The sequence below is a fragment of the Noviherbaspirillum sp. L7-7A genome (assembly GCF_019052805.1).
Taxonomy (GTDB): domain Bacteria; phylum Pseudomonadota; class Gammaproteobacteria; order Burkholderiales; family Burkholderiaceae_D; genus Noviherbaspirillum_A.
Genome location: NZ_JAHQRJ010000001.1, coordinates 2,243,938 through 2,268,015, shown reverse-complemented (window position 1 = coordinate 2,268,015; position 24,078 = coordinate 2,243,938). Strand labels below are relative to the sequence as shown.

Below are 24,078 nucleotides of genomic sequence, written 5' to 3'. Positions count from 1 at the left end.
GCTTTCGGCGTTACGCCTCGAACGCGTCCCGCATCTTCCTGCTGATTTCCTGCTTCACCTTGAAGTAGTCCGCCCACGGGTCCTGCTTCAAGCTGGCCAGCCGCTGCCGCAGGTTCAGCACGGTGTAATGATCCGAGCGCAGGCTGCTGTCGGCCAGCTCGTCCCAATGCAGCGGCGTCGACACCGCCGCATGCGGCTTGGCACGGGTGGAATAGGCCGCCACCGCGGTCGCTTCCGACGCATTGCGCAGGTAATCGACGAAGATCCTGCCGCTACGCCTGGCCTTGCTCATGTTGGCGATGAAGCGGTCAGGCAGCACCTGCTCCAGCTGCGCCGCCACCGCTTTCGAGAACGCCTTGACCTCGTCCCATGTATGCCGCGGCGCCAGCGGCACCACCACATGCAGGCCCTTGCCGCCCGTCGTCTTGACGAAGCTGGTCAGGCCGATGTCCCGCAGCAGGGAGCGCACCAGCTGCGCGCCTTCCACCACCTGCTTCCATTCCAGGCCGGCATCCGGGTCGAGGTCGAAGATCATGCGGTCGGGCCGGTCCAGATGGCCTTCGCGGGCGCCCCAGGTATGCAGTTCCAGCACGCCCATCTGCACCAGGCTGATCAGGCCGGGCAGGGTGCCGGCGCTCATGTAGGTTGCGGTGGCGCCGCCGGTAGGCACCTCGATGCGGCCCACGCCTTCTGCCGTGGTCTCGTTCGCATGCTTCTGGAAGAAGCAGTGATGGCCCTGCGGGCAGCGCACGAGCGTCAGCGGCCGCTGCTTCAGGTGGGGCAGGATCCAGTCGGCGATGTCCTCGTAATAATGGGCCAGGTCCAGCTTGGTGACGCGGGCCTCGCTGAACAGTATCCGGGTCGCATGGCTGAGCCTGACGCCGGCGACTACCGCCTGGTCGGGCGCGGGCTTGTCGCGGCCTGCGCTGCGCTTGACGCGGGTGTTGGCTGGCGCGGCGTCGCCGGTTTCTTCCCGCGCATGCCGCTCCGCCTCTTCCACCGGCACCGGCCGCTCCTGGCGGATCTCGCCGGCGGGCTTGTCGCTGCGCATGCCCATGAAGGCGCCCTGGCGGATCAGGCCGTCATTGGTCCATTGCGCAAATTTCACTTCGGCGATCAGTTTGGGCTGCAGCCAGTGCAGGCCTGGGGTGCCGCGCTTTTTCGGCGGATCGCGGAAGGGCGGCGCGTCGGTGGCCAGATCGGTGAAGTCCTTGTGCAGGGCCCGCAGGGTGTCGGCATTGAAGCCGGTGCCCACCCGGCCCACATAGCGCAGGCTGCCATCGTCCTCGAACACGCCCAAAAGCAGCGCGCCGAACTTCTCGCGCTTGCCGGCCGGGTCGGTATAGCCGCCCACCACGAATTCCTGGCGCTGCTGGCACTTGACCTTGAGCCAGCTTTCAGTGCGGGTGGCGGCATAGGGCGCATCGGCGCGCTTGACCATGATGCCTTCCAGGCCATGCATGCAGGCATGCGAGAAAGCGTCGGCGACCTTGCCCTGCAGATGGTCGCTGTAGCGCACCGGGCCGGCCGGGTCGGCCTTTTCCAGCAGCGTGCGCAGCAGTTCCTTGCGCTGGGACAGCGGCATCGCGCGCAGGTCATAGCCGTTCAGGTAAGGCAGGTCGAACGCATAGTAGGCCAGGCGGCCGCGGTGCTGCGCCATGTTCTGCAGCATTTGAAAGCTGACATTGCCCTGTTCATCCAGCGCCACCACTTCGCCATCGAGCCAGGCAGTCTCGGCCGGCAATTGCGTTGCGGCTTCTGCAATGTCCGGCCACTTTGCGGTCCAGTCATTGCCGGCGCGGGTATAGAACACCGCCTTGCCCTTGTCGATGCGGCACAGGGCGCGGTAGCCGTCGAACTTGATCTCGGCCAGCCAGTCGTCGCCTTCCGGCGCGCGGTCGGTCAGCGTGGCCAGCTGCGGCTCCAGCATTGCCGGCAGCGGCGCCTTGACGCCCTGGCCGGTTTTGGCGGGACCGGCTCGCTTCGCCGCCTTGGGGGCGGCCGCGGAGCGGGCTTGTGCCTCGGCTTTCAGGGCTTTCCCGGTTTTCGCAGGGGCTGTTCGCGCCGCCTTGCCAACGCTCCTGCCAGACAACACGCTGTCGGGCAGCAGCTCCGTGACCTCGGCTTCCTTGCCTTCGCGCGCTGACTCATCGCGTTCCTTGACCAGCAGCCAGTTGTCCTTGTCCGAGCCCGGCCTGCGCATGCGCAGCAGGGCCCAGCCGCCAGAGAGCTTTTCGCCCTCCAGCCTGAACTTCAGGTGGCCCTTGCGATAGCCTTCGGCCGGGTCGCCGACCGGCGTCCAGCTGCCACGGTCCCATACGATCACTTCGCCGCCGCCGTATTCATGCGCCGGTATGGTGCCTTCGAAGCTGCCATACGAAACCGGGTGGTCTTCCACATGGACCGCCAGCCGCTTTTCCCTGGGGTCCAGGCTCGGGCCCCTGGGGATGGCCCAGCTCTTGAGCGTGCCGTCCAGCTCCAGCCGGAAGTCGTAGTGCAGCTTGCTGGCCGCATGCTTCTGGATCACGAAGGACAGCCTGGCGCCGGGTTGGGCCACTTCGCCGCGTGGTTCCGGCGTCTTGTTGAAGTCGCGCTTTGCGATGTACTTGTCCAGTGTCATGCGCGGGCCCGGGTTTTCCTGGCGGGTTCATGGTTTGCCGCCTTCTTGGCGGGCCCCTTCTTCGCAGGCGCCTTGCCGCGGCTGTTGACGCTTTCCCGCAGCAGCGCCATCAGGTCCACGATATTGTCGCCACGGGCCGGCGCTTCCTCTTCCTCTTCGGACGGCGTGATGAGCCTGGTCTGGTTGGCCTTGATCTTGCGCTGCACCAGCGCCAGCACGTCTTCGCGGTAGGTGTCGTGATATTGCTCGGGCTCGAAATCGCCGGCCATGCCCTTGACCAGGGCCAGCGCCATCTCGATTTCCTTTTCCTGCAGGGCCAGCTTCCGGCTATTGCTGCGCGGCAGTTCGAAGTCGTCGATTGCGCGGATCTCGTCGTTGTAGCGCAGCGTGTTCATCACGATCATGTCGCCCATGGGCAGCAGCGCGACCAGGTGCTGGCGGGCGCGTATCACCACCTGGGCAATGCCCATCATGCCGGAACGGGCCAGCGCCTCCCGCAGCAGTGCATAGACCTTTTCGCCGCCCTTGTCGGGCGTCAGGTAATAGGGATGCTCGAAATACACCACCGGCACCTCGGCCGCATCGACGAAGGTCATGATGTCCACCGTCTGGGTGGCTTCGACATTGGCGCGCCGCAGGTCTTCCGGCGACAGCACGACGAAATGGTCCTTCTCGTATTCGTAGCCCTTGACGATGTCGTCCCACTCGACTTCCTTGCCGGTGTCCTTGTTGATCCGCTTGTAGCCGATCGGCGCGAAGTCCCGCTTGTCCAGCATGGTGAGATCGAGTTCGTGGCCACGGTCTTCGGCGGAAAACATCTGCACCGGGATGTGAACCAGGCCGAAGCTGATCGCGCCTTTCCAAAGGCTTCTCTGCATGGCGTTCTCCTTGTTCTACTCTGCCCCATTTCAGGCTAGGGCAGGGCAGCCCGGGGCGCCATAGGACAATTTCTGAAAACAATGTAGGAATGACAAACGTTGCTGCAAAGGGAGGGAGACCGTGCAGCCCTGCGCAATACGCCAGCCGCATCAATCTGCGATACTTGCCGCCTCGCCATGCAACCCGCGTCCGCCATCCACGCATCATGACCGATCTGTCCCAGCCCGCCGCAGCCGAACGCCCCGCCTTCACCCATGCCCAGGTCCGCTCCATCATCATTGGCGTGCTGCTCGCCATCCTGATGGGCGCGCTGGACCAGACCATCATCTCGGTTGCCCTGCCGGTGCTGTCGGCCGAGCTGGGCGGCTTTGCCTGGCTGGCCTGGGTGGTATCGGGCTACCTTGTGGCGGTGGCGGTGATCACGCCGATCTACGGCAAGCTTGGCGACCTCTACGGCCGGCGGCTGATGCTGTCGGTGTCGATCGGCATCTTCCTGGCGGCTTCGGTCGTGTGTGCGCTGTCGACCTCGATGGCGATGCTGGTGATAGGGCGTGTGCTGCAGGGCATAGGCGGCGGCGGCCTGATCTCGATCTCGCAGGGCATCATCGCCGACGTGGTGTCGCCACGCGAACGCGGCCGCTACCAGGGCTACGTCAGCGGCACCTATGCGGTGGCCAGCGTCGCCGGGCCGCTGCTGGGCGGGCTGCTTACGCACTACCTGTCTTGGCGCTGGGTGTTCTGGATCAACCTGCCGCTCGGCCTGGCGGCATTCTTGGTATCGCGCCGGGCGCTGGCCACGCTGTCGCCACCGCGGGTGGAGCGCCGCATCGATTATCTCGGCGCGCTGCTGCTGTCGGTCGGCCTGACCGCGCTGCTGGTTGGCATCACCCGCATCGGCCAGGGCGTGTCCTGGGACGAAACGCGCAACCTGGCGCTGTTCGGCGGCGCGCTGGCCGTGCTGGCCGTCTTCCTGCGCCAGCAGGCGCTGGCCGCCGAGCCCATCCTGCCGCTCTATCTGTTTCGCATTCCCACGGTGGTGCTGTGCTGCGGCATCCTGTTTATTGCCTTCGCGCAGGTGGTCTCGCTGTCGGTGCTGATCCCGCTGCGCCTGCAGATGCTGACCGGCAGCGGCGCCGACGGCGCGGCGCTGCAGCTGGTGCCGCTGACGCTGGCCATTCCGCTGGGCGCCTACACCGGCGGCCAGCTGATGGCGCGCACCGGCCGCTTCCGGCCGCTGCAGCGCATTGGCGCGGCCATCGTGCCCTTTGGCATCGCCGGCCTGGGCCTGCTCGGGCCGGAACGGTACCTGCTCGGCGGCGTGCTGATGGTGGCCATCGGCGTGGGCATCGGCCTGCAGTTTCCGACCGCGCTGGTGGCGGTGCAAAGCGCGGTGGCGCGACGCGACATCGGCGTGGCCACGGCCACCGCGGCCTTCTCGCGTTCGCTGGGCGCGGCCATCAGCGTGGCGGTGCTGACGGCGATGCTGCTGTCGGCGCTGCAGGCCAGCGCGCCGGACCTGGCGGGCACGGTGGGCGGCGGCGAAATGATGAAGGACCTGGTCGGCGGCGCGCTGGCGAGGCTGTCCGGCGACGAGCGCCTGCGGGTGGCGGCGGCGGTCAGCCAGTCGTTCAGCCATATCTTCTTTATCAGCGCGGCCCTGTCGTGCTTCTCGTTTCTGTTTGCGTGGCGGCTGCCGGATACGGTGCTGGCCGGGCCTGGCGGGCATTGATGTGGCGTATCACGGGAGGCGTTGGCGGAGACGATCTTCCGGACAGATGTCATGCCACGGAGAGTTGCAGTTGCAGCTGCTTTTCAACTCCCGTTGAGCGCGCCGTGTCAGCGGTGCCCGGAGCGGATAAGGTGCGGCGTCTGTCTGAGCGAAGCGGAGCGTAGCGAGTTTAGCCGCGCCCCGCTCCGGGTACCGCTGCCACGGGCACCCCGCGCAGCGGGGCGCGATCACCGGGGCCGCCTTTTTTGGTTACTTTTTTGGCGGAGCAAAAAAGTAACCCGGCCGCCGGGACGGACTCCCGGCTTGTCTCCACGGCAGTGCAGCGGTGTTGCGTCACCCGGCAAGGCACGGGCAGCACTGTCGACGTTGACGTTGACGTTGACGTTTCTAAGCAAACTGCGAACTGCAAACGTCAAAGGCAACTGCTGCTTCGCAGTGACGTCTTTACGCCGGGTGAAACAAGCCCACTGCACTGTCGTCATGACCAGGCCGGGTGTTCGCCCCGGCAGGCGACCTACTTCTTTTGCTTCGCCAAAAGAAGTAGGCAAGAAAAGGCGACCCGGTGATCGCGCCCCGCTGCGCGTGGTCCCCGTGCCGGCGACGCCTGAAGCGGGGCGCGGCTAAACTCGCTACGCTGCGCTTCGCTCAGACAGACGCCGCACCTTATCCGCTTCAGGCATCGCCGTCACGGCGCGCTCAACGGGACTTAACGGCAACGGCTACTTCAAAAGCAACGGCAACGGCAACGGCAACGGCTCCTCCCGTCCCACCACGGTGCATACCGCTCCACAACCGTGCATCACGCCCCTAAATCCCCCTCCATTCCCCTGGCACAGCCCTTGCAACGGCAAAGGCAGGGTAGAAGCGGCTAGCGTTCCAGCCTCTGGAATGCGGGGCATTGCTCTTGCGGAGAGATCCGCGCGTCCATCGCTGGTGGGCGCTTGATATCGGGCCATCCTGAATTCAAGAGAGAGATGCAATGAATGCTGTGACACCCTTTTCCGCACGTCCCGCCCGGCCACATGGCTGCGGCTTTTCTTCCTTGCCCCTTCTCAGAAAGAAAACATCAACATGACTACGACGCCCTCATTCCGTCGGCTGCGGCATGCCGCCTGTGGCCTGCTGCTGACGCTTACCGCCGCAAGCGCCCTCGCTGCCGACAAGGTGACCTTCCTGACGTCCTGGTATGCGCAAGCCGAGCACGGCGGCTTTTACCAGGCGCTGGCCAAGGGCATCTATCAGAAGCATGGACTCGATGTAACCATCAAGATGGGCGGTCCCCAGGTCAATGGCATGCAGCTGCTCACCAGCGGCCAGGCCGATTTCCTGATGGGCTATGACCTGCAAGTGCTGAAGAGCGTGGAGCAGGGCCTGCCGGTGACCACCGTCGCCGCATCGTTTCAGACCGATCTGCAGGGCATGCTGACCCATGACGACGTCAATGGCCTGGCCGACCTGAAGAACAACAAGACCGTGCTGGTGTCGACCTCGGGCCGCACCACCTGGTGGCCGTGGCTCAAGAGCCGCTACAGCCTGACCGATGCGCAATCGCGCCCTTACACCTTCAACCTGCAGCCCTTCATGGCCGACGCCAATACCGCGCAGCAGGCCTATCCATCGTCCGAACCCTTCCAGGCAATGAAGGCCGGCGTGAAGTCGAAGTTCTTCCTGTTCGCCAATGACGGCTATCCGCCTTATGGCACCACCATCGTCACCATGAACAAGACGGTGCAGGACAAGCCGGATGTGGTGGCACGCTTCGTGAAAGCCAGCATGGAAGGCTGGAAGAGCTATATGGCCGACCCGGCCGCGGCCAACGTCCTGATCAAGCAGGAAAACCCGAACATGAAGGATGACCAGCTCGCCTTCGCAATGGAGAAGCTCAAGGAATACAACTTCGTGGGCGGCGGCGATGCGTCGAAGCAGGGCATAGGCACGATGTCGGACGCGCGCTGGAAGAAGACCTATGACTTCATGGTGGAGGCCGGCCTGCTCAAGGCCGAGGCCGACTGGAAGAAGGCCTATACCACCCAGTTCGTGAAAGACCTGAAGGTCATGCCGTAATGATGTAGCTGCATTAGTCCGGCGAAGGCGACCAACAACGGCGCGCCGGCCGGGGCGGGCAGGGCCCGCCAGCAAGAGGAGTGATGAAGATGTTGACCACCAAGCAGAAAGTGCTCAGGAAATTCTGGTACGCGATCATGCCGGTTGCGCACCTGCAGGATGGCCCCAGGCCATTCCGGCTGATGGGCGAGGATATCGTGCTGTTCCTGAAGGAAGACGGCAAGCCGGCCGCGCTGAAGGACCGCTGCTGCCACCGCACCGCGAAACTCTCCAAGGGCTTTGTCGAACACGGCAATATCGTCTGCGGCTACCACGGCTGGACCTATAACGGCGAAGGCGCCTGCGTGCGCATTCCGCAGAACCCCGACGGCAACATACCGCGCGGCGCCTGCGTGCCGTCCTATCGCTGCGAGGAAAAGTACGGCTATGCCTGGGTCGCGCTGGACGAGCCGCTGCAGCCGATACCCCACTTCCCGGAAGAGGGCGATCCGGCCTACCGCCGCATCCACCAGTTCTACCAGAAGTGGAACACCAGCCCGTTCCGCATGATGGAGAACTCCTTCGACAATTCCCATTTCAGCTTTGTGCACAAGGCCAATTTCGGGATGATCGACAAGCCGCTGCCATCGAAATACGAGTTCCGGCCGAACGAGTGGGGCTTCGAGGCCGAGACCCATGTGCCGATCCGCAATCCCGAGCAGAGCCACCGCATCACCGGCACCACCGAGCCTGTGACCGAGCGCCATCTGGTCAACCGCTGGTTCATGCCGTTCTCGCGCCGCTTCGGCTGCGTGTACCCGGCGTCGGGCCGCCATCACATCATCTACAACTGCGCCACGCCGATCGATGACGACACCATGATGCTGGCGCAATGGCTGTACCGCAACGACAGCGAGGAAGACTGCCCGACCCAGGAGCTCATCGATTGGGACCGTCCGATCACGGACGAGGACCGCGAGATCCTTGAAGCGACCGATCCCGATGCCTGCATGGATACCCGCCGGCGCCAGGAATTCCACATGGAGTCGGACAAGCCGGGCCTGCTGATGCGCAAGATGCTGCTGGAGCTGCTGCAGCGCGAAGGCGAAGAGGAAGTGTTCCGCGTGTCGACCCAGATACCGGTCAGGCAGTCCTAGGAGGCAGGCATGAAGCGTGAAGACATCTCCGGCGTCGCCACGGCGCCCAGGGCCGACAGCATGGACGACGATGTGCTGCTGCTGGCCAACCAGGTCGAGAAGACTTATCCGAACGGCACCCATGCGCTGGACCGGGTGCGCCTGAAAATACGGCGTGGCGAATTCGTGTCGCTGCTGGGCCCGTCCGGCTGCGGCAAGAGCACGCTTCTGAAGATGTATGCCGGCCTGGAGACGCCGTCGGCCGGCCAGATACGCTGGTGGGGCGGCAGCATGGCCACCGTGAATACGCCGGGCCGCACGCTGGCCATGGTGTTCCAGGAAGCCACGCTGATGCCCTGGGCGAGGGTGGAAGACAATGTCCGGCTGCCGCTGGACCTGGCCGGCGTGCCGCGCGCCGACAGCACGGCGCGCGTGGACGAGGCACTGGAGCTGGTGGGTCTGGCCAAGTTCGGCAAGTCCTATCCGCGCGAACTGTCCGGCGGGATGCAGATGCGCGCCTCGATTGCCCGCGCGCTGGCAACCCGGCCCAATCTGCTGCTGATGGACGAACCCTTCGGCGCCCTGGACGAGTTCACCCGCAACAAGCTCGATGCCGATCTGCGCCGCCTGTGGGCCGAGCGCGATATCACCGTCGTGTTCGTCACCCACAGCATCTACGAGGCGGTGTACCTGTCGAGCAAGGTGGTGGTGATGGCGGCGCGTCCGGGCCGCGTGATCGCCGAGGTGCCGATCGACGGGCCGCTGGTGCGCGACGAGGCGTTCCGCGTGTCGCCGCAATTCCTGGGCTATTGCCAGCAGCTGTCGGCGCTGCTGGTCGAAGCCAACCAGCTCTGACCATGGAGACCGCGATGACATCCCCATCTTCCGCGCCCGTCCCGGCGCGCCGGCCCCTGCTGGCCAATCCGCATGCGCAGCGCATCGTCGCGCCGCTGGTCGTGGGCGCGCTGTTGCTGCTGCTGTGGCAGGCGCTGTGCACCGCCTTCGAGGTGCCGGTCTACCTGGTGCCAACGCCATCGGCCATCTTCAGGACGCTAGTGGCGGACTGGCCGCTGCTGTTCGGCGCGCTGCTGGTCACGCTGCGCATCACCTTCCTGGCCTTCGCGCTGGCGGTGGTGCTGGGCGTGGCGGCCGCCTTCCTGTTCGTGCAGAACCGGCTGCTGGAAGCCAGCCTGTTTCCGTATGCGATCCTGCTGCAGGTCACGCCCATCGTGGCCATCGCGCCGCTGATCATCATCTGGGTCAAGACGCCGCTTCCGGCGCTGACCATTTGCGCCACGATGATGGCCCTGTTCCCCATCATTTCCAATACCGTGCTCGGCCTGCGCAGCGTCAACCCCGGCCTGCTGAACCTGTTCAGGCTCAACCGCGCCACCCGCTGGCAGACGCTGGTGCGGCTGCGCATTCCGAGCGCCTTGCCCAGCTTCTTCGGCGGCCTGCGGATCTCCTCCGGCCTGGCGCTGATCGGGGCGGTGGTGGCCGAGTTCGTCGCCGGCACCGGCGGCAGCGGCACCGGCCTTGCCTACCAGATCCTGCAGGCCGGCTTCGAGCTCAACATACCGCGGCTGTTTGCGGCGCTCCTGATGATTACCGTCACCGGCGTGCTGCTGTTTGGCCTGATGGTGACGCTGTCGCGGCTGGCGCTGTCGCGCTGGCATGAAAGCGAAATGGAGTAAGGATGCTGCATCCGCCGCGGCTGTATGTGTATCTCGACGCGGTCGCCCGCGCCGGCTCGATCCGCAAGGCGGCCGAGGTGCTGCATGTGGCGTCCACCGCGCTCAACCGCAAGATACTGGAAGCCGAGGAAGACCTGGGAACGCCGCTGTTCGAGCGGCTGCCGCGCGGCGTGCGCCTGACCGCCGCCGGCGAGGTGATGCTGTCCTTCGTGCGGCGCAGCCTGTCCGAGCTGGAATCGGCCACCAGCCAGGTCGAGCAACTGCGCGGCCTGATGCGCGGCGAGGTGCGGCTGGGCTGCGCGGAGTCGGTCGGCACCGACATCGTTCCGCGCATCGTCGCCGGCTGGCAGGCCAGGCATCCCGGCGTGCAGTTTCATTTGCAGGTGGGCGGCACCCAGAGCCTGATGGCGGCGCTGATGCAGGATGAAGTCGAGCTGGTGGTGGCGCATGACCCGCCGCCGCCGCCGCAGGTCAAGCTGCTTGCCGACATGGCGCAGCCGCTGCATGTGATGATGCGACCCGGCCATCCATTGGCGTCGCACCGCAGCCTGCGCCTGGCCGACTGCCAGGCGTATCCGGTTGCGCTGGGAGATATCTCTTTCGGCAGCCGCCGGCTGCTCGACACCCATATCGCGAGGTCAAGGTTGAAGCTGCGCGTGGTGGTCCAGTCCAGTTCGGTGGAAACCATCAAGGCATTCGCCCGCCATGGCGATGCGCTGTGCTTCCAGTTCGAAGCCGGCACCCGGCGCGACTGCGCGCTGGGGGAGCTGGTGAGCCGGCCCCTGAGCGATGCGGCGCTGGCCGGAAGCCGCCTGCAGCTGGTGGCGCGTGCCGGCCGTGCGCTGCCGGTGGCGGCGCTGACTTTTGCCGAAGCGCTCAGGCAGGCGCTGTTCGAGGAGGGTTAAAAGGGGTTTGTTCTGGCCACGTCAGTCGCGGCGCCGGCGCGCTACAGTATCCGGTTAAACCACAGCATCGACAGCCCGGCTGCCAGCAGCGCCAGGAAGGCCGCCACCGCCGAGAACAGCGCCGTGATCTCGGTCGATTTCTTTTCCATCACCAGCCGCGAGTTGAGCGACTTGTAAATGTTGGTCAGGTCGGTGGCATTGCCGGCATAGAAGTACTGGGCATGGGTGGTCTTGGCAATGTCCTTCAGCGCATCCTCGTCGAGTCGCACCCGCATCGACCAGCCTTCCTCGCCCAGGATCTCGCCATTGACCGTGCCCACGCCCACCGTGAAGATGCGCACGCCGCGCTCGGCCGCCATCTTGGCCGATTCCAGCGGGTCGGGGCCGGTGGTGGTCTGGCCGTCGGTGAGCAGGATGATCACCGCCGACGAATAGGAGCCGGGCGCCACCGGCTTGAATTCCTGCGCCGGCGCCTGAGCTTGCGCCACCTGCTTGTCCAGCGAGCGGGCGCCGCCTTCGCGCTTGGCCGGGCGCGGATTGTCCGACTGCAGGTCGAATTCGACTTCCGGAATCAGCGCCTTGAGCGACACCAGGATGCCGCTGCCAACCGCGGTGCCGCGCTGCAGCTGGAAGCGGTCGATTGCTGCCAGCAGGTCTTCCTTGACCCGGGTGGGCGCCTGCACCAGCGAGGCGGTGCCGGCAAAGGACACCACGCCGATGCGGGTGGTCTGCGGCTGGTCCTCGATGAAGGCGCGCGCCGCCGCCTGCGCGGCGGCGAGTCGATTGGGCTGCACGTCATTGGCGCGCATGCTGCCCGAGACGTCGATGGCCAGGATCACGGTCTCGTTCATCGACGGCAGCGTCACCACCGCCGCCGGACGGGCCACGGCCAGCAGCATCAGGATGAGGGACAGCAAAAACAGCAGCGGCGGTATGTGGCGCCGCATGCGCTGCGCCGGCCCCATCGCCTCCCTGACCATGGCCAGGCTGGCGTAGCGCACCGCCATGCGCTTCCTGCGCCGCAGCAGCCAGAAGTACAGGCCCAGCAGCAGCGGCACGAGCAGCAGCAGGAACAGCATTTCTGGCCACAGAAAAGTCATTTAATGCTCCAGATGTTTGGGCAGCACGCCGCCGGCCGAGAGGCTGCTGCGGCGGCGGCGCAGGTCGGCGAAGCGCAGCACCGCGTCCATCAGATGGTCTTCGGTGGACAATTCCAGCACGTCGACGCCGGCATGCGCAAAGGCAGTGCGCAGCGCATTCTCGCGGGCTTCGGCCAGCGCGGCGAAACGCTTGCGAAAGCCGCGGTCGTGGGTGTCGACGAACAGCTGCTCACCGCTTTCGGCGTCCTGCATCATCAGGAAACCCAGGTCGGGCAGGTCCTGCTCCAGCGGATCGTAGAGCCGCACCGCCAGCACCTCATGCCGCTGCGACAGCTGGGCCAGCGGCTTTTCCCAGCCGGGCGCGCTGATGAAGTCCGATATTACGAACAGCAGCGAGCGCCGGGCGATGGCATGGCCGGCGGACTGCAGCAAATCCTGCAGCCGGGTTTCCGCCGGCGGCGCCGATGCGGCGCGCCGTGCCGGCTGGCGGGTCTGTTCCGCCAGCGCCAGCATGCGGTGCAGGATGTGCAGCACATGGCGGCGCCCACTGCCGGCCGGGATCACCGCCTCGACCTTGCCGCTGTAAAGCACGGCGCCTACCCGGTTGCCATGCCGCGACAGCATGCGCGCCAGCACGCCCACCAGTTCGGTGGCAATCGCGCCTTTCTTGATGGCGCCGGAGCCGAAGTCGAGCGAGGAGGTCAGGTCCAGCAGGAACCAGGCGCTGGTCTCGCGCTCCTCGTTATAGACCCGCACATGCGGCGTCTGCAGCCGGGCGGTGACGTTCCAGTCGATATGGCGCACATCGTCGCTGTGCTGGTATTCCCGCAGGTCGGCGAGGTCCACGCCGTGGCCGCGGAACAGGGTGCGGTAGTCACCGTGCAGCAGGCCGTCCAGCCGTCGCAGCACGGTCCATTCCAGCCGCTGCAGCAGCGCTTCAGGCGTTGTTGTCGTAGCGGACATGGGCTTCGAGCGCGCGTTCCGGCGCCGGCAGGTGCTTCATGATGCGCTGGATCAGCACGTCGCTGTTGATGCCTTCCGACAGCGCCTGGTAGGACAGCGACAGCCGGTGCCGCAGCACGTCGGGCGCGATGTCGACCATGTCTTCCGGCAGCGCGTAGTTGCGGCCGCGCAGGAAGGCCAAGGCTCTTGCGCACTCCACCAGGCCGATGGTGGCGCGCGGGCTGGCGCCGTAGGTCAGGTAGGGCGCCACGTCGCGCACGCCCAGCTTTTCGGGTTCGCGGGTGGCGGCCACCAGCCGCACCGCATACTGGATCAGCGACGGGTCGACATAGCCGTTGCGGCATTGGCGCTGCAGCTCGGCCAGGTGCTCCATGCTGGTCACCGCCGCCACAGAGGGCGCCGGGCCGGTGACCCGGTTGGCGATGACGAATTCCTCTTCCTCGGTCGGATAGCCGACCAGGATCTTCATCATGAAGCGGTCGACCTGGGCTTCCGGCAGCGGATAGGTGCCTTCGGTCTCGATCGGATTCTGGGTCGCCATCACCAGGAAGGGCTGCGGCACCTTGTGGGTTTCGCCGGCGATGGTGACCTGGTACTCCTGCATGACCTCCAGCAGCGCGCTCTGCACCTTGGCCGGCGCGCGGTTGATCTCGTCGGCCAGCAGCAGGTGGGTAAACACCGGGCCGAAGGAGGTGGAGAATTCGCCGGTCTTCTGGTTGTAGATGCGGGTGCCCACCAGGTCGGCCGGCACCAGGTCGGGCGTGAACTGGATGCGCTTGAAATTGCCGCGCAGGGTGCGCGCCAGGGTCTTCACGGTCAGCGTCTTGGCCAGGCCAGGCACGCCTTCCACCAGCAGATGGCCCTGTGCCAGGATGGCCACCAGCACCCGCTCCAGGAAATGGTCCTGCCCCACCACCACTTTCTTGACTTCATAGAGCACCTGCTCCATCTGCCGCGATACATCGGTGCCGCCGGTCTGACGTTCTATCATGGGATTGTTCCGTTTGCGTTCAGAAGGGCGACATGCCGACTGCCGCCGCCGCGTTTTCGATCGGGACCGCGAAGCCGATGCCGATGAATACACCCTGGTCGCCAGGGTTGAGGATGGCGGTCACGATGCCAACCACCTCGCCGTCCATCGTCACCAGCGGTCCGCCGGAATTGCCGGGATTGGCGGCGGCGTCGAACTGGATCAGGTTGGACAGGATCTTGTTGCCTTCCGGCGAGCGGTACTCCCGCTTCAGGCCGGACACGATGCCGGCCGATACCGACGGGCCGATGCCGAACGGGAAGCCGACGGCAATCACATGGTCGCCCATCGCCAGGTCGCGGCTGGGGCGCAGGGTGGCGGCCACCAGGTCATCGGGGATGGTCTTGGCCTGCAGCACCGCAAGGTCGTTCTCGGGCTGCACATTCATCACACCGGCTTCCGAGACGCTGCCGTCGGCAAAGGTGATCTGCACCCGCTCGGCGCCGGCCACCACATGCAGGTTGGTCAGGATCACGCCCTTGTCCAGGATCACCACGCCGGTGCCCACGCCCTTGACCACGTCGCCTTCCTTGCCGTCGACATGGCCAAGCTGGCGTATGCGCACCACCGATGGATGGATAGCGCGGAAGGCGCGCGCTTCGGCCGATGGCATCACCTTTTCCTGCATGGTGTGCAGCACCGCGGCGTCGATGTCTTCCTGTTTCAGTTCGCGCGGCACCGGCCGGCTGGCGGTCCAGGCGATCATCAGCGCCAGGGTCAGCAGCGCCGAGCCCAGTACCAGCAGCAGTCGTTCGTGGCGCGCCAGCACGCTGCGCAGGCGATGCATGCGGCGCGGCTTGCTGTGGACTGACGTTGTGGGAGAAGGCGCTGGACTGGCAGCGGCGGCGGGGGAGGGCGTAGCAGGCTTGTGGCTGCCTTCCCTGGCCGGCTCGCCATCGGAGGGCGACGCAGGCTGTCTGGGAGGACTGCGGCGTGAGCTGCTGTAGAGCGGCGCTTTCTTCATCAGATCCTGTCCGGATAGTCTGATTAAAATGCAAACGGTCCGTCGAAGGTATCACTTATCGAACTTGTTTGCATCGGCAGTACGCCGATTTTTTTCATCGCTTGATTGTTCGCAAATACGAGTCGGTGACCGCCCTTTGAATGATTCCACGCAAGGCCGCACTGGCCTGCATGCCGAACTGTTCCAGGCCATGCCTATCTAAATTTATCAATCGATGAATAAAGGAGCAGATCATGGCAGACAGCACCCTGGACCCGGACTATCTCACCAGCGGCCCGGATCGCAGCCTGGGACGGGGCCACGGCACCGACGCGCTCGGTCCCAGCGATATTTCCGATAGCGGCAGCGACATGCAGGGGCCGGGCCTTTCACGCGATGTTGGCCTGGACATGGAAATGGGCACCACGTCCGATCCGGATGCGTCGATGGCCGGTGGCACCGCCGGTCCTGACGTCGGCGATGCCAACCTCGACAGCGATTCCGATTCGGGCGGCACCGGAGAGCGGGCGGCGGCATCGCGCGACAGCACCGAGGCCGATGGCAATGACATCGATACCGACCAGGTGGAAGACGTGGAAGCGATCGATCCCGGAGACGACGACGTCGACGCCGGAAGGTAGCAGGCCGTTCCCGCACAGCAGGCCGGATGGAAAGGAAAAAGCCCGCGTCGTTGGACGCGGGCTTTTTTTGTCTCCTCACCTTCAGGCAATGGATTTTTTTGTATGAAGCCCGCGCATTCTGCCTCATTTTGGTGAAACAGCCAACAATAAAAAAAGCCCGCGTTGCCTTGCGGCCGCGGGCTAACCCGTTCCCTTACAGGAAGGAGGAGACAGGGGCATCATAGCGCAGCTCAGGCAACTTGTATCCATGAAGAAATAAATTGCCGTGTAAAAACAACGAAAAGTTTCTCTGCGTCACATTTACATTGCTTCTAGGAAATCACTTTTATAATAGCGGATGTAATTAAAAGCTGACTTCTTGCTCTTATCTTCCTGGAAATTGTCACAAATGTATAAGTTTATTTTGTCCTTGACTGTTGTTGCTACCCTGCCGGTTACCGGATTCGCAATGGAACGCGACCTCTCGGTGTCAGCCGGTACCACCGGATTCGCGCTCCATGTCGCCACGCCGCTGAACGACAGGCTGAGTCTGCGCCTCGGCGCCAGCTTGCTTGACCACGACAAGTCCGAACGCACCCGCTCCGTCGACTACGATTTTCAGCTCAAGCTGCGCACCGTCGACATGCTGCTGGACTTCTACCCGACTGACCGTGGCTTCCGCCTGACCGGTGGCCTGATGTTCAATGGCAACCGGATCGATGCGGCCGGCCTGCCCAATGCCAGCGGCAGCTATGTGATCAATAACCGTCGTTACAGCGCGTCGGAAGCCGGACGGCTGGATGGTCGCATTGATTTCCGGAACCTGGCGCCCTACCTCGGCGTCGGCTGGGGCAAGGCGCCTCAGGCGGAAAGGGGTTGGGGCGTTGCGCTGGACGTTGGCGCGATGCTGCAGGGCAGGCCGCGCGTGGCGCTTGCCACCAGCGGATGCACTCTGCCGCAGCCGATGTGCGCACAATTGGCTGAGGACGTCAGCGTCGAGCGCGCCAGCCTCAGCGACAAGGTCGATAATTTCCGCGTCTACCCGGTTATCAGGGCCGGTGTCACCTATCGCTTCTGATAGCCCCTGAAAACGGCCTCCGGCATTGCTACCGTACGCATTTGCCGGAGGTCTTTCACTCTGCCTGGGGCTACTCTGCGCCATTGCAGTCAGGGCACCTCAACTACGCTCATCCGTATTGTTTCTCTCAAGACAATAATGCGTTGCTTGCCGCAGCATTTATCCGGCTGGCATCCTAACGTACACTTCTGCCTGTAACAGCGTCGTACCATTGCTTTGCCGCGTTGACGCCCTACGTGCGGCAAAGTATTGTTTCGCGGTTCCGGTTTCCATGTTTCGGCTATATTACTGCCTAGTCAATTAAAGCCGACATTGGAACATCCAGCTGGCATTTCCTGGCGAATCGTGCCGGGTTATCCGGTTCCTATCCGAATATTTCCACGAGTACAGCATGACGAGATTTACGCCAATGCGATCCGGCAGGATCAAGGCCGGGGCCGCCGCTGTGGCCGGCGCGCTGCTGCTGTCTTCCTGCGCTAGCTTCAATGGCATCGAAAGCAGCAGGCAGTTGCAGACGCCGTCCGAGCTTCCCGCCGGCGCCAGCCTGCCGGCCCAGGGCGGCGCCTGGCCGACCATGGACTGGGTGGCCCAGCTTGGCGGCGCTCCACTGCGCGCCCTGGTGGAAGAAGCGCTGACTGACAATCCCGGCCTGCAGGTCACGGCGGCGCGCCTGGCCTCGGCGCAGGCGGCTGTCGACTTGAGCCGCGCCAACCGCCTGCCCACCGTGGGCGCCGGCCTCAGCAGCACTTACCAGCGCTATACCGAAACCGGCCTGATTCCGCCGCCGCTGGCCGGCGAATACAAGGCCGACACCCAACTCGCACTGAATTTTTCCCATGAACTCGACTTCTGGGGCCGGCACGACGCTGAACTCCGCGCCGCGCTGGCGCAGGGCAGGGCGGTCGACGCCGAGCAGTACAGCGCGCGCCTGACGCTGACGGCCGCCATCAGCCGTGCCTGGCTGCAGCTGGCGCGCCAGAATGCGCAGCTGGAACTGACCAGGCAGCAGCTGGTGGCCCGTGAAAAGCTCGGCCGCCTGACGGCGCTGCGCTTCAAGGCCGGCCTGGACACCGAAAGCGAGAGCGAACAGACGCGCCAGCAGCTGGAAGGCTTGCGCGCCGAGATCGTGCAGTGGCAGGAGGCGATGGCGCTGACCCGCAACCAGCTGGCAGCGCTGATGGGCAAGGGGCCGGACCGCGGCCTGGCGATTGCCGCGCCGCCGCTGCCGCCCGAGTCGGCAACGGCCTTGCCCGACCAGCTCCCGCTGGGCCTGTTGGGCCGGCGCCCGGATATCGTGGCCAGCCGCTGGCGGGTCGAGGCGGCGCAGGGCGAGATCGCCAGCGCCAAGGCGCAGTTCTATCCGAACGTGAACCTGACCGCCTTTGCCGGCTTTTCCACGCTGTCGCTGGACCGCCTGCTCGAAGCCGGCAGCCGCATCGTCGGCATCGGCCCGGCGATCCGCCTGCCGGTGTTCGAAGGCGGCCGCCTGCGGGCGCAGCTCAAGGGACGAGTTGCCGGCTATGACAATGCCGTTGCCAGCTACAACCAGACGCTGGTGGATGCGCTGCGCGACGTGGCTGACCAGGTGCAGTCGCTGCGCGCAGCCGAGGCGCAGGGCGGCCATCAGCGTGCTGCCACCCAGGCCGCCAGCAATGCGCTGCGCCTGGCGCGCGAGCGCGAGCGGGTCGGTACCACCAACATGCTGCCAGTGCTGGCCAGCGAACTGGCGCTGATCGTGCAGCGCAAGGTCGAGCTGGAAAACCAGGCGCGCCGCGCCGACCTGCGCGTGAACCTGGTCCGGGCGCTGGGCGGCGGCTTCGACGCCGATGCCGCCGGCCTGGCCGCCGAACAATCCTCTTCTTCATCGAAATCCGCATCATGACCATGCAAAGTTCCCCTCCACAGGCATTGCCGGCCCCGGCCCGCAACGGCAAGCGCCGCGCTTTCCTGATTGGCTTCACCCTGCTGGTGCTGGCCGCGCTGGTGGCCTACGGCATCTGGTGGTTTGTCTTCGCCCGCCATTTCGAAAGTACTGACGACGCCTATGTCGCCGGCAATGTGGTGCAGGTTACGCCCCAGGTCGGCGGCACGGTGATCGCCATCCATGCCGACGACACCGAGCGGGTGGAAATGGGCAAGCCGCTGGTTGAACTCGATCCGGCCGACGCCAGGGTGGCGCTGGCCCAGGCCGAGGCGCAGCTGGCCCAGACCGTGCGCGAAACCCGCACGCTGTTCGTCAACACCGGCGCCCTTAACGCCAACATCTCGCTGCGCAGCACCGAGCTGGCGCGCGCCCGCGACGACCTGGCGCGCCGCACCCGCCTGACCGGCACCGGCGCCGTATCCGGCGAGGATATCGAGCATGCCCGCAATGCCGTCAAGGCGGCGGAGTCGGCGCTGCAAGCCGCGCGCGAGCAACTGGCATCGAACCAGGCGCTGACCAGCAGCACGCCTGTCGCGGAGAATCCCAACGTGCTGCGCGCCGCCGCGCAGGTGCGCTCCGCCTATCTCGCCTATGCCCGCACCAGGCTGCCGGCGCCCATCACCGGCTATGTGGCGCGGCGCTCGGTGCAGGTCGGCCAGCGTGTCGCGCCCGGCGCGCCGCTGTTGTCCATCGTGCCGCTGGATGCGCTGTGGGTGGATGCCAACTTCAAGGAAGGCCAGCTGGCGCAGATGCGCATCGGCCAGCCGGTGACCCTGCATTCCGACCTGTATGGCGATGACGTGGTCTATCACGGCCAGGTGGTGGGCCTGGCCGCCGGCACCGGCGCCGCGTTCGCCCTGCTGCCCGCGCAAAATGCCAGCGGCAACTGGATCAAGGTGGTGCAGCGTGTGCCCGTGCGCATCAGGCTCGACCCCAAGGAGCTGGCCGAGAAGCCGCTGCGCATCGGCCTGTCGATGGAAGTGAAGGTGGACATTGCCCGGGCCGAAGGCACCTCCCTGACCTCCAGCGGCGCAGCCCGCACCGCGCCGGCCTACGAGACCCGGGTATTCGATGCCGCCGACCGCGAGGCCGAGCAGGACATCGCCCGCATCATCGCCGACAACAGCGCGGCCGTGGCGAAGCGCTGAGATGGCCACCGCTCCCCGCGCCGCCCTGCCGCCGCTGAGCGGCACGCCGCTCGTCCTGGGCACGCTGGCGCTGTCGCTGGCGGTGTTCATGAACGTGCTCGACTCGTCGATTGCCAACGTATCCATCCCGGCCATCTCCGGCGACATGGGCGTGTCGCCGCAGCAGGGCACCTGGGTAATCACCTCGTTCGCGGTATCGAATGCAATCTCGGTGCCCCTGACCGGCTGGCTGACGATGCGCTTCGGCCAGGTGCGGCTGTTCATTACCTCCATTTTGCTGTTCGTGCTGGCTTCCTTCCTGTGCGGCGTTGCGCCCAGCATCGAGATCCTGATCGCCGCCCGCGTGCTGCAGGGCGCAGTGGCAGGGCCGATGATTCCGCTGTCGCAGTCGCTGCTCCTGGCCAGCTATCCGCCGGCCAGGAGCGGCATGGCGCTGGCGTTCTGGGGCATGACCACGCTGGTGGCGCCGATCATGGGGCCGCTGCTGGGCGGCTGGATCTCGGACAACTACACCTGGCCGTGGATCTTCTACATCAACATCCCGATCGGCCTGTTCGCGGCCTGGGCCAGCTGGTCCATCTACCACACCCGTGAATCGAAGACGGTCAGGCTGCCGATCGACAAGATCGGTCTCGCACTGCTGGTGATCTGGGTCGGCTCGCTGCAGCTGATGCTGGACAAGGGCAAGGAGCTGGACTGGTTCGCCTCGGGCGAGATCATCGTGCTGACCGCGGTGGCGCTGGTGGCCTTCGTCTACTTCATCATCTGGGAGCTGGGCGAGGAACATCCGGTGGTAGACCTGTCCCTGTTTGCCGGCCGCAATTTCAGCGGCGGCGTGGTGGCGATTTCGGTTGCCTATGGCCTGTTCTTCGGCAGCCTGGTGATCCTGCCGCTGTGGCTGCAGACGCAGATCGGCTACACCGCCACCGAGGCCGGCAAGGTGATGGCGCCGGTCGGCATCTTCGCCATCCTGCTCTCGCCGCTGGTGGGCAAGATGCTGCCCAAGGTGGACGCCCGCTTCGTTGCTTCTACCGCCTTCCTGATCTTCGCGCTGGTGTTCTTCCTGCGTTCGCGCTTCACGCCGGAAGTCGACACCATGACGCTGATGATCCCGACCGTGATCCAGGGCGCGGCGATGGCGATGTTCTTCATCCCGCTGACGTCCATCATCCTGTCGGGCCTGTCGCCGGAGCGCATCCCGGCGGCGGCCGGCCTGTCGAATTTCGTGCGCATCATGTTCGGCGGCATGGGCACCTCGCTCACCTCGACGCTGTGGGACAGCCGCAGCACGCTGCATCATGCGCAGCTGGCCGAGCACGCCGGGCCATCCAATCCAGCCTTCAGCCAGGCGGTGCAGGCAATGCAGGCCCAGGGCATGTCGGAGCAGGGCGCCTGGGCCGTGATCGAGCGCAGCCTGTCGGTGCAGGCCGGCACGCTGGGCGCGACCGATATCTTTTATATGTCGGCGATTCTGTTCATCCTGCTGATCGGGCTGGTGTGGATGACGCGGCCTGTGCGGTCGAAGACGCCGGTGGATGCGGGCGGGGCGCATTGAACGCAATACGTGGCTGAAATCAGGCTGCGCGGGGGTAGGGTGCTTTTGTTGTGGGGTATTGCACCATCATTGCGAACCGCAGACGTTCGGCGGCTAGCCATGATTTACGCACGTGCAATGCCCCTGCGGGGTATTGCACCCTGCGAGAGGCCAAGGTGCAAAGGCAAGTGCCGCCTTCGTAGCCTTCGTAGGGCGTAATACCCGAAGGGCATTACGCGGTGGGCGGCAGAGCGATCGCCTACCATCCGGGAGACCTCATCCAGTGCCCTGCAGGCATCCCGTCGAAATCCCATCCAGTCCGAAGCGCCACGTACGCTCAGCCCTGTCGCGCCGCTTCCATCAAGTTCCGCGCCAGCCCGTTGTGGCGCTCCACCAGCGGCCCCAGGTCCAGCGTGGCAAGCTGGCCTTCCTTCACCACCACGCGGCCATGGATGATGCTGCAATCCACGTTCGATGGCGTGCAGAACACCAGCGCCGCCACCGGGTCGTGCAGGGCGCCAGCATAGGCCGGCTGGTCAAGCCTGAACATCACCAGGTCGGCCGCCATACCCGGCGCCAGCGCGCCGATGTCGTCCCGTCCCAGCACCTTCGCGCCACCCAGCGTGGCCAGTTCCAGCGCCTGGCGTGCCGTCATGGCATCCGGGCCGAAGCCAACCCGTTGCAGCAGCATCGCCTGGCGCGCCTCGCCCAGCATGTGGGCGCCATCGTTGGAGGCGCTGCCATCCACGCCCAGGCCGACCGGCACGCCATGGTCCAGCATGCGCCGCACCGGCGCGATGCCGGAGGCCAGCCGCATGTTGGAGCAGGGGCAGTGCGCCACGCCGGTATGGGTGCGGGCGAACAGCTCGATGCCGGGCTGGTCGAGCTGCACGCAGTGGGCATGCCACACATCATGGCCGACCCAGCCGCAATCCTCGGCGTATTGCGCCGGCGTCATGCCGAATTTTTCCAGGCTGTAGGCGACGTCATTCACGTTTTCGGCCAGATGGGTATGCATGGCCACGCCATGGCTGCGCGCCAGCTCGGCCGATGTCTTCATCAGGTCGCGCGAGACCGAAAACGGCGAGCAGGGCGCGACCGCGATGCGCAGCATCGCGTGGCGGCCGGCATCATGCCAGGTTTCGATCAGGCGCTGGCTGTCCTTCAGGATGGCGTCTTCCTGTTCCACCACCGCGTCCGGTGGCAGGCCGCCCTTGCTCTGGCCCACGCTCATCGCGCCGCGGGTGGCATGGAAACGCATGCCGATCTGCTGCGCCGCTTCGATGCTGTCGTCCAGCCGGCAGTCGTTGGGATAAATATAGAGATGGTCGCTGCTGGTGGTGCAGCCCGACAGCATCAGCTCGGCCATCGCGGTCTGGGTCGATACCCTTATCATTTCGCCGGTCAGTCCTGCCCAGACCGGGTACAGCGCGCCCAGCCACTTGAACAGCTCGCCATCCTGCGCGTCGGGCACCACCCGCGTCAGGCTCTGGTACATATGGTGGTGGGTGTTGACCATGCCCGGCATCACCAGGAGGCCGCCGGCGTCGATGATCTCGTCGGCTTCGGCCGGCAACTCGGCGCTCGGGCCGACCTGCTCGATGACATGACCGCGGATGAAGACCGCGCCATCCGGTATTTCGCGGCGCGCCGCGTCCATGGTGACGAGCAGGCGGGCATTGCGCACCAGCAGGGTCTTGCCGGCGGTGTTAGGGGCGGGGAGTGGACTCATGATGACGGGAGACATTGTGGATAAAGCGGCTCAGGAAGCCGCGCGCGGCTGCAGTTCGCGGGCAACCGTGCCGATCAGGTCGCGCAGCCACTTGTGTTCGCTCGCATGGTGCACCCGGTCGTGCCAGAGCTGGTAGAAACGCATCGGTGGAAACTTCAGCGGCACGCTGTAGGTCTTCAGCGGCAGGTTCTGTTCATAGAAACGCAGGAACTGGCGGCCGGTGGTGAGCACGAGGTCGCTTTGCAGCAGCATGTAGGGCATCTGGCCGAAATAGGCCGACTCCACCACCACGTTGCGCCGCAGGTTGTGGCGTTCCAGGAAGGACTCGATCACGCCGTGATAGCCGGGCATCATCTGCGACGGCGCCACATGCGGCAGCGACAGGTAGTCTTCGACCGTCATTGCGTCCGGCGCGGTGCGGCGGGCATAGGCGCAGTCGGCGCGCATGATGCAGGCGATCGGGTCCTGGAACAGCTTGGCCAGATGCAGGTGCGCGGGCGGCTCGTCCCAGTTGGCGATCACGAGATCAAGGTCGCCGTCCGACAGCAGCCGGATATGGTCGATGTCGCGGCTGATGTTCATGATCACCACCCGGCTCTTGGGCGACTCGCGCCGCACCCTTGCCACCACGTTGGGCAGGAACTGGCTGTCCAGGTAGTCGGGCGCGGCGATGCGGAAGGTGCGTGCTTCCTCGCGCGCCTCGAACGGCAGCTTCTGCACGAACAGCCGCTCGGTCTCGTCGAGGATGCGCTTGGCCGGCTTCAACAGGCTCTCGCCATGCTGCGTCGGCACCATGCCGCGCGAGCCGCGCACCAGCAGCGGGTCGCCGGTCAGTTCGCGCAGCTTGCGCAGCGAGGCCGAGATCGACGGCTGCGGCTGGTTCAGCTTCAGCGCCACCCGCGATACATTCTTTTCCGACAGCAGCAGGTACAGGATGCGGATCAGGTGAATGTCGATGTGGGCGGGCAGGCGGGACATGGGGAACGGGCAGGCTGTTGAC

Annotated in this window: 19 protein-coding genes; 11 read left to right on the top strand and 8 right to left on the bottom strand. The window is 65.5% G+C overall.

Translation table 11 applies throughout. The features are described 5' to 3' along the window. Positions 1–10: 10 nt before the first annotated feature. Positions 11–2,620, bottom strand: coding sequence for a DNA ligase D (gene ligD / locus KTQ42_RS10330; RefSeq protein WP_217345419.1), 2,610 nt, complete (start codon positions 2,618–2,620; stop codon positions 11–13). After that, a complete protein-coding gene (locus KTQ42_RS10325) occupies positions 2,617–3,498 on the bottom strand; it encodes a Ku protein (RefSeq protein ID WP_217345418.1) in 882 nt (293 codons plus the stop codon). Before KTQ42_RS10325 ends, ligD begins: the two co-directional genes overlap by 4 nt. Before the next feature lie 206 nt (positions 3,499–3,704). Between KTQ42_RS10325 and KTQ42_RS10320 the strand changes: the two genes are divergently transcribed. The 6 genes from KTQ42_RS10320 to KTQ42_RS10295 all read left to right on the top strand — a co-directional run bounded on the left by KTQ42_RS10320 (position 3,705) and on the right by KTQ42_RS10295 (position 11,006). Continuing rightward, positions 3,705–5,228, top strand: a complete 1,524-nt coding sequence (locus KTQ42_RS10320; protein ID WP_217345417.1) for an MDR family MFS transporter — start codon at positions 3,705–3,707, stop codon at positions 5,226–5,228. 1,071 nt (positions 5,229–6,299) lie between these two features. Continuing rightward, positions 6,300–7,292 carry an ABC transporter substrate-binding protein gene (locus KTQ42_RS10315; RefSeq protein ID WP_217345416.1) on the top strand — a complete coding sequence of 331 codons (993 nt, stop codon included), beginning with the start codon at positions 6,300–6,302 and terminating at the stop codon, positions 7,290–7,292. An 89-nt stretch (positions 7,293–7,381) separates the two neighbouring features. After that, positions 7,382–8,428: an aromatic ring-hydroxylating dioxygenase subunit alpha gene (locus KTQ42_RS10310; protein WP_217345415.1), complete on the top strand. Its 1,047-nt coding sequence runs from the start codon at positions 7,382–7,384 to the stop codon at positions 8,426–8,428. A 60-nt stretch (positions 8,429–8,488) separates the two neighbouring features. After that, the gene (locus tag KTQ42_RS10305) at positions 8,489–9,262 is read left to right on the top strand and encodes an ABC transporter ATP-binding protein (RefSeq protein ID WP_249222908.1); all 774 of its coding nucleotides are present in this window, start codon (positions 8,489–8,491) and stop codon (positions 9,260–9,262) included. A 14-nt stretch (positions 9,263–9,276) separates the two neighbouring features. Further along, entirely contained in the window at positions 9,277–10,101 is an 825-nt protein-coding gene (locus KTQ42_RS10300) for an ABC transporter permease (RefSeq protein WP_217345413.1), read from the top strand. Between the two features lie 2 nt (positions 10,102–10,103). After that, positions 10,104–11,006 (top strand): LysR substrate-binding domain-containing protein, encoded by a 903-nt coding sequence (locus KTQ42_RS10295; RefSeq protein ID WP_217345412.1) that lies wholly within the window; start codon positions 10,104–10,106, stop codon positions 11,004–11,006. 41 nt (positions 11,007–11,047) lie between these two features. Here the strand turns inward: KTQ42_RS10295 and KTQ42_RS10290 are convergent, their stop codons facing one another. The 4 genes from KTQ42_RS10290 to KTQ42_RS10275 are packed head-to-tail and all read right to left on the bottom strand — an operon-like array spanning position 11,048 to position 15,063. Then, entirely contained in the window at positions 11,048–12,106 is a 1,059-nt protein-coding gene (locus KTQ42_RS10290) for a VWA domain-containing protein (protein WP_217345411.1), read from the bottom strand. Continuing rightward, positions 12,107–13,069 carry a DUF58 domain-containing protein gene (locus KTQ42_RS10285; protein WP_217345410.1) on the bottom strand — a complete coding sequence of 321 codons (963 nt, stop codon included), beginning with the start codon at positions 13,067–13,069 and terminating at the stop codon, positions 12,107–12,109. Further along, entirely contained in the window at positions 13,044–14,060 is a 1,017-nt protein-coding gene (locus KTQ42_RS10280) for a MoxR family ATPase (protein ID WP_249222711.1), read from the bottom strand. Before KTQ42_RS10280 ends, KTQ42_RS10285 begins: the two co-directional genes overlap by 26 nt. Positions 14,061–14,079: 19 nt before the next feature. Further along, positions 14,080–15,063 (bottom strand): trypsin-like peptidase domain-containing protein, encoded by a 984-nt coding sequence (locus KTQ42_RS10275; protein ID WP_217345409.1) that lies wholly within the window; start codon positions 15,061–15,063, stop codon positions 14,080–14,082. Positions 15,064–15,296: 233 nt separating this feature from the next. Between KTQ42_RS10275 and KTQ42_RS10270 the strand changes: the two genes are divergently transcribed. From KTQ42_RS10270 to KTQ42_RS10250, 5 genes are all read left to right on the top strand, one after another. Beyond that, on the top strand, positions 15,297–15,683 hold the full coding sequence (locus tag KTQ42_RS10270) for a hypothetical protein (RefSeq protein WP_217345408.1): 387 nt from the start codon (positions 15,297–15,299) through the stop codon (positions 15,681–15,683). Positions 15,684–16,131: 448 nt separating this feature from the next. Continuing rightward, a complete protein-coding gene (locus KTQ42_RS10265; RefSeq protein ID WP_217345407.1) occupies positions 16,132–16,740 on the top strand; it encodes a hypothetical protein in 609 nt (202 codons plus the stop codon). 391 nt (positions 16,741–17,131) lie between these two features. Continuing rightward, the gene (locus KTQ42_RS10260; protein ID WP_217345406.1) at positions 17,132–18,622 is read left to right on the top strand and encodes an efflux transporter outer membrane subunit; all 1,491 of its coding nucleotides are present in this window, start codon (positions 17,132–17,134) and stop codon (positions 18,620–18,622) included. A 2-nt stretch (positions 18,623–18,624) separates the two neighbouring features. Beyond that, positions 18,625–19,812: an HlyD family efflux transporter periplasmic adaptor subunit gene (locus KTQ42_RS10255; RefSeq protein ID WP_217345405.1), complete on the top strand. Its 1,188-nt coding sequence runs from the start codon at positions 18,625–18,627 to the stop codon at positions 19,810–19,812. Between the two features lies 1 nt (position 19,813). Continuing rightward, positions 19,814–21,367: a DHA2 family efflux MFS transporter permease subunit gene (locus KTQ42_RS10250; protein WP_217345404.1), complete on the top strand. Its 1,554-nt coding sequence runs from the start codon at positions 19,814–19,816 to the stop codon at positions 21,365–21,367. Positions 21,368–21,683: 316 nt separating this feature from the next. Here KTQ42_RS10250 and KTQ42_RS10245 read toward each other — a convergent pair whose 3' ends face one another. Further along, entirely contained in the window at positions 21,684–23,078 is a 1,395-nt protein-coding gene (locus KTQ42_RS10245) for an 8-oxoguanine deaminase (protein ID WP_217345403.1), read from the bottom strand. 30 nt (positions 23,079–23,108) lie between these two features. After that, positions 23,109–24,056 carry a LysR family transcriptional regulator gene (locus KTQ42_RS10240; RefSeq protein WP_217345402.1) on the bottom strand — a complete coding sequence of 316 codons (948 nt, stop codon included), beginning with the start codon at positions 24,054–24,056 and terminating at the stop codon, positions 23,109–23,111. Positions 24,057–24,078: the final 22 nt, after the last annotated feature.

Bases quoted from the DNA above. Each gene is read 5' to 3' on its own strand.
- KTQ42_RS10280 (WP_249222711.1), bottom strand. From the start codon at position 14,060: ATGATAGAACGTCAGACCGGCGGCACCGATGTATCGCGGCAGATGGAG.
- KTQ42_RS10310 (WP_217345415.1), top strand. From the start codon at position 7,382: ATGTTGACCACCAAGCAGAAAGTGCTCAGGAAATTCTGGTACGCGATC.
- KTQ42_RS10290 (WP_217345411.1), bottom strand. From the start codon at position 12,106: ATGACTTTTCTGTGGCCAGAAATGCTGTTCCTGCTGCTGCTCGTGCCG.
- KTQ42_RS10250 (WP_217345404.1), top strand. From the start codon at position 19,814: ATGGCCACCGCTCCCCGCGCCGCCCTGCCGCCGCTGAGCGGCACGCCG.
- KTQ42_RS10265 (WP_217345407.1), top strand. From the start codon at position 16,132: ATGGAACGCGACCTCTCGGTGTCAGCCGGTACCACCGGATTCGCGCTC.
- KTQ42_RS10260 (WP_217345406.1), top strand. From the start codon at position 17,132: ATGACGAGATTTACGCCAATGCGATCCGGCAGGATCAAGGCCGGGGCC.
- KTQ42_RS10245 (WP_217345403.1), bottom strand. From the start codon at position 23,078: ATGAGTCCACTCCCCGCCCCTAACACCGCCGGCAAGACCCTGCTGGTG.
- KTQ42_RS10240 (WP_217345402.1), bottom strand. From the start codon at position 24,056: ATGTCCCGCCTGCCCGCCCACATCGACATTCACCTGATCCGCATCCTG.
- ligD (WP_217345419.1), bottom strand. From the start codon at position 2,620: ATGACACTGGACAAGTACATCGCAAAGCGCGACTTCAACAAGACGCCG.
- KTQ42_RS10315 (WP_217345416.1), top strand. From the start codon at position 6,300: ATGACTACGACGCCCTCATTCCGTCGGCTGCGGCATGCCGCCTGTGGC.
- KTQ42_RS10285 (WP_217345410.1), bottom strand. From the start codon at position 13,069: ATGTCCGCTACGACAACAACGCCTGAAGCGCTGCTGCAGCGGCTGGAA.
- KTQ42_RS10270 (WP_217345408.1), top strand. From the start codon at position 15,297: ATGGCAGACAGCACCCTGGACCCGGACTATCTCACCAGCGGCCCGGAT.
- KTQ42_RS10300 (WP_217345413.1), top strand. From the start codon at position 9,277: ATGACATCCCCATCTTCCGCGCCCGTCCCGGCGCGCCGGCCCCTGCTG.
- KTQ42_RS10305 (WP_249222908.1), top strand. From the start codon at position 8,489: ATGGACGACGATGTGCTGCTGCTGGCCAACCAGGTCGAGAAGACTTAT.
- KTQ42_RS10295 (WP_217345412.1), top strand. From the start codon at position 10,104: ATGCTGCATCCGCCGCGGCTGTATGTGTATCTCGACGCGGTCGCCCGC.
- KTQ42_RS10325 (WP_217345418.1), bottom strand. From the start codon at position 3,498: ATGCAGAGAAGCCTTTGGAAAGGCGCGATCAGCTTCGGCCTGGTTCAC.
- KTQ42_RS10275 (WP_217345409.1), bottom strand. From the start codon at position 15,063: ATGAAGAAAGCGCCGCTCTACAGCAGCTCACGCCGCAGTCCTCCCAGA.
- KTQ42_RS10320 (WP_217345417.1), top strand. From the start codon at position 3,705: ATGACCGATCTGTCCCAGCCCGCCGCAGCCGAACGCCCCGCCTTCACC.
- KTQ42_RS10255 (WP_217345405.1), top strand. From the start codon at position 18,625: ATGCAAAGTTCCCCTCCACAGGCATTGCCGGCCCCGGCCCGCAACGGC.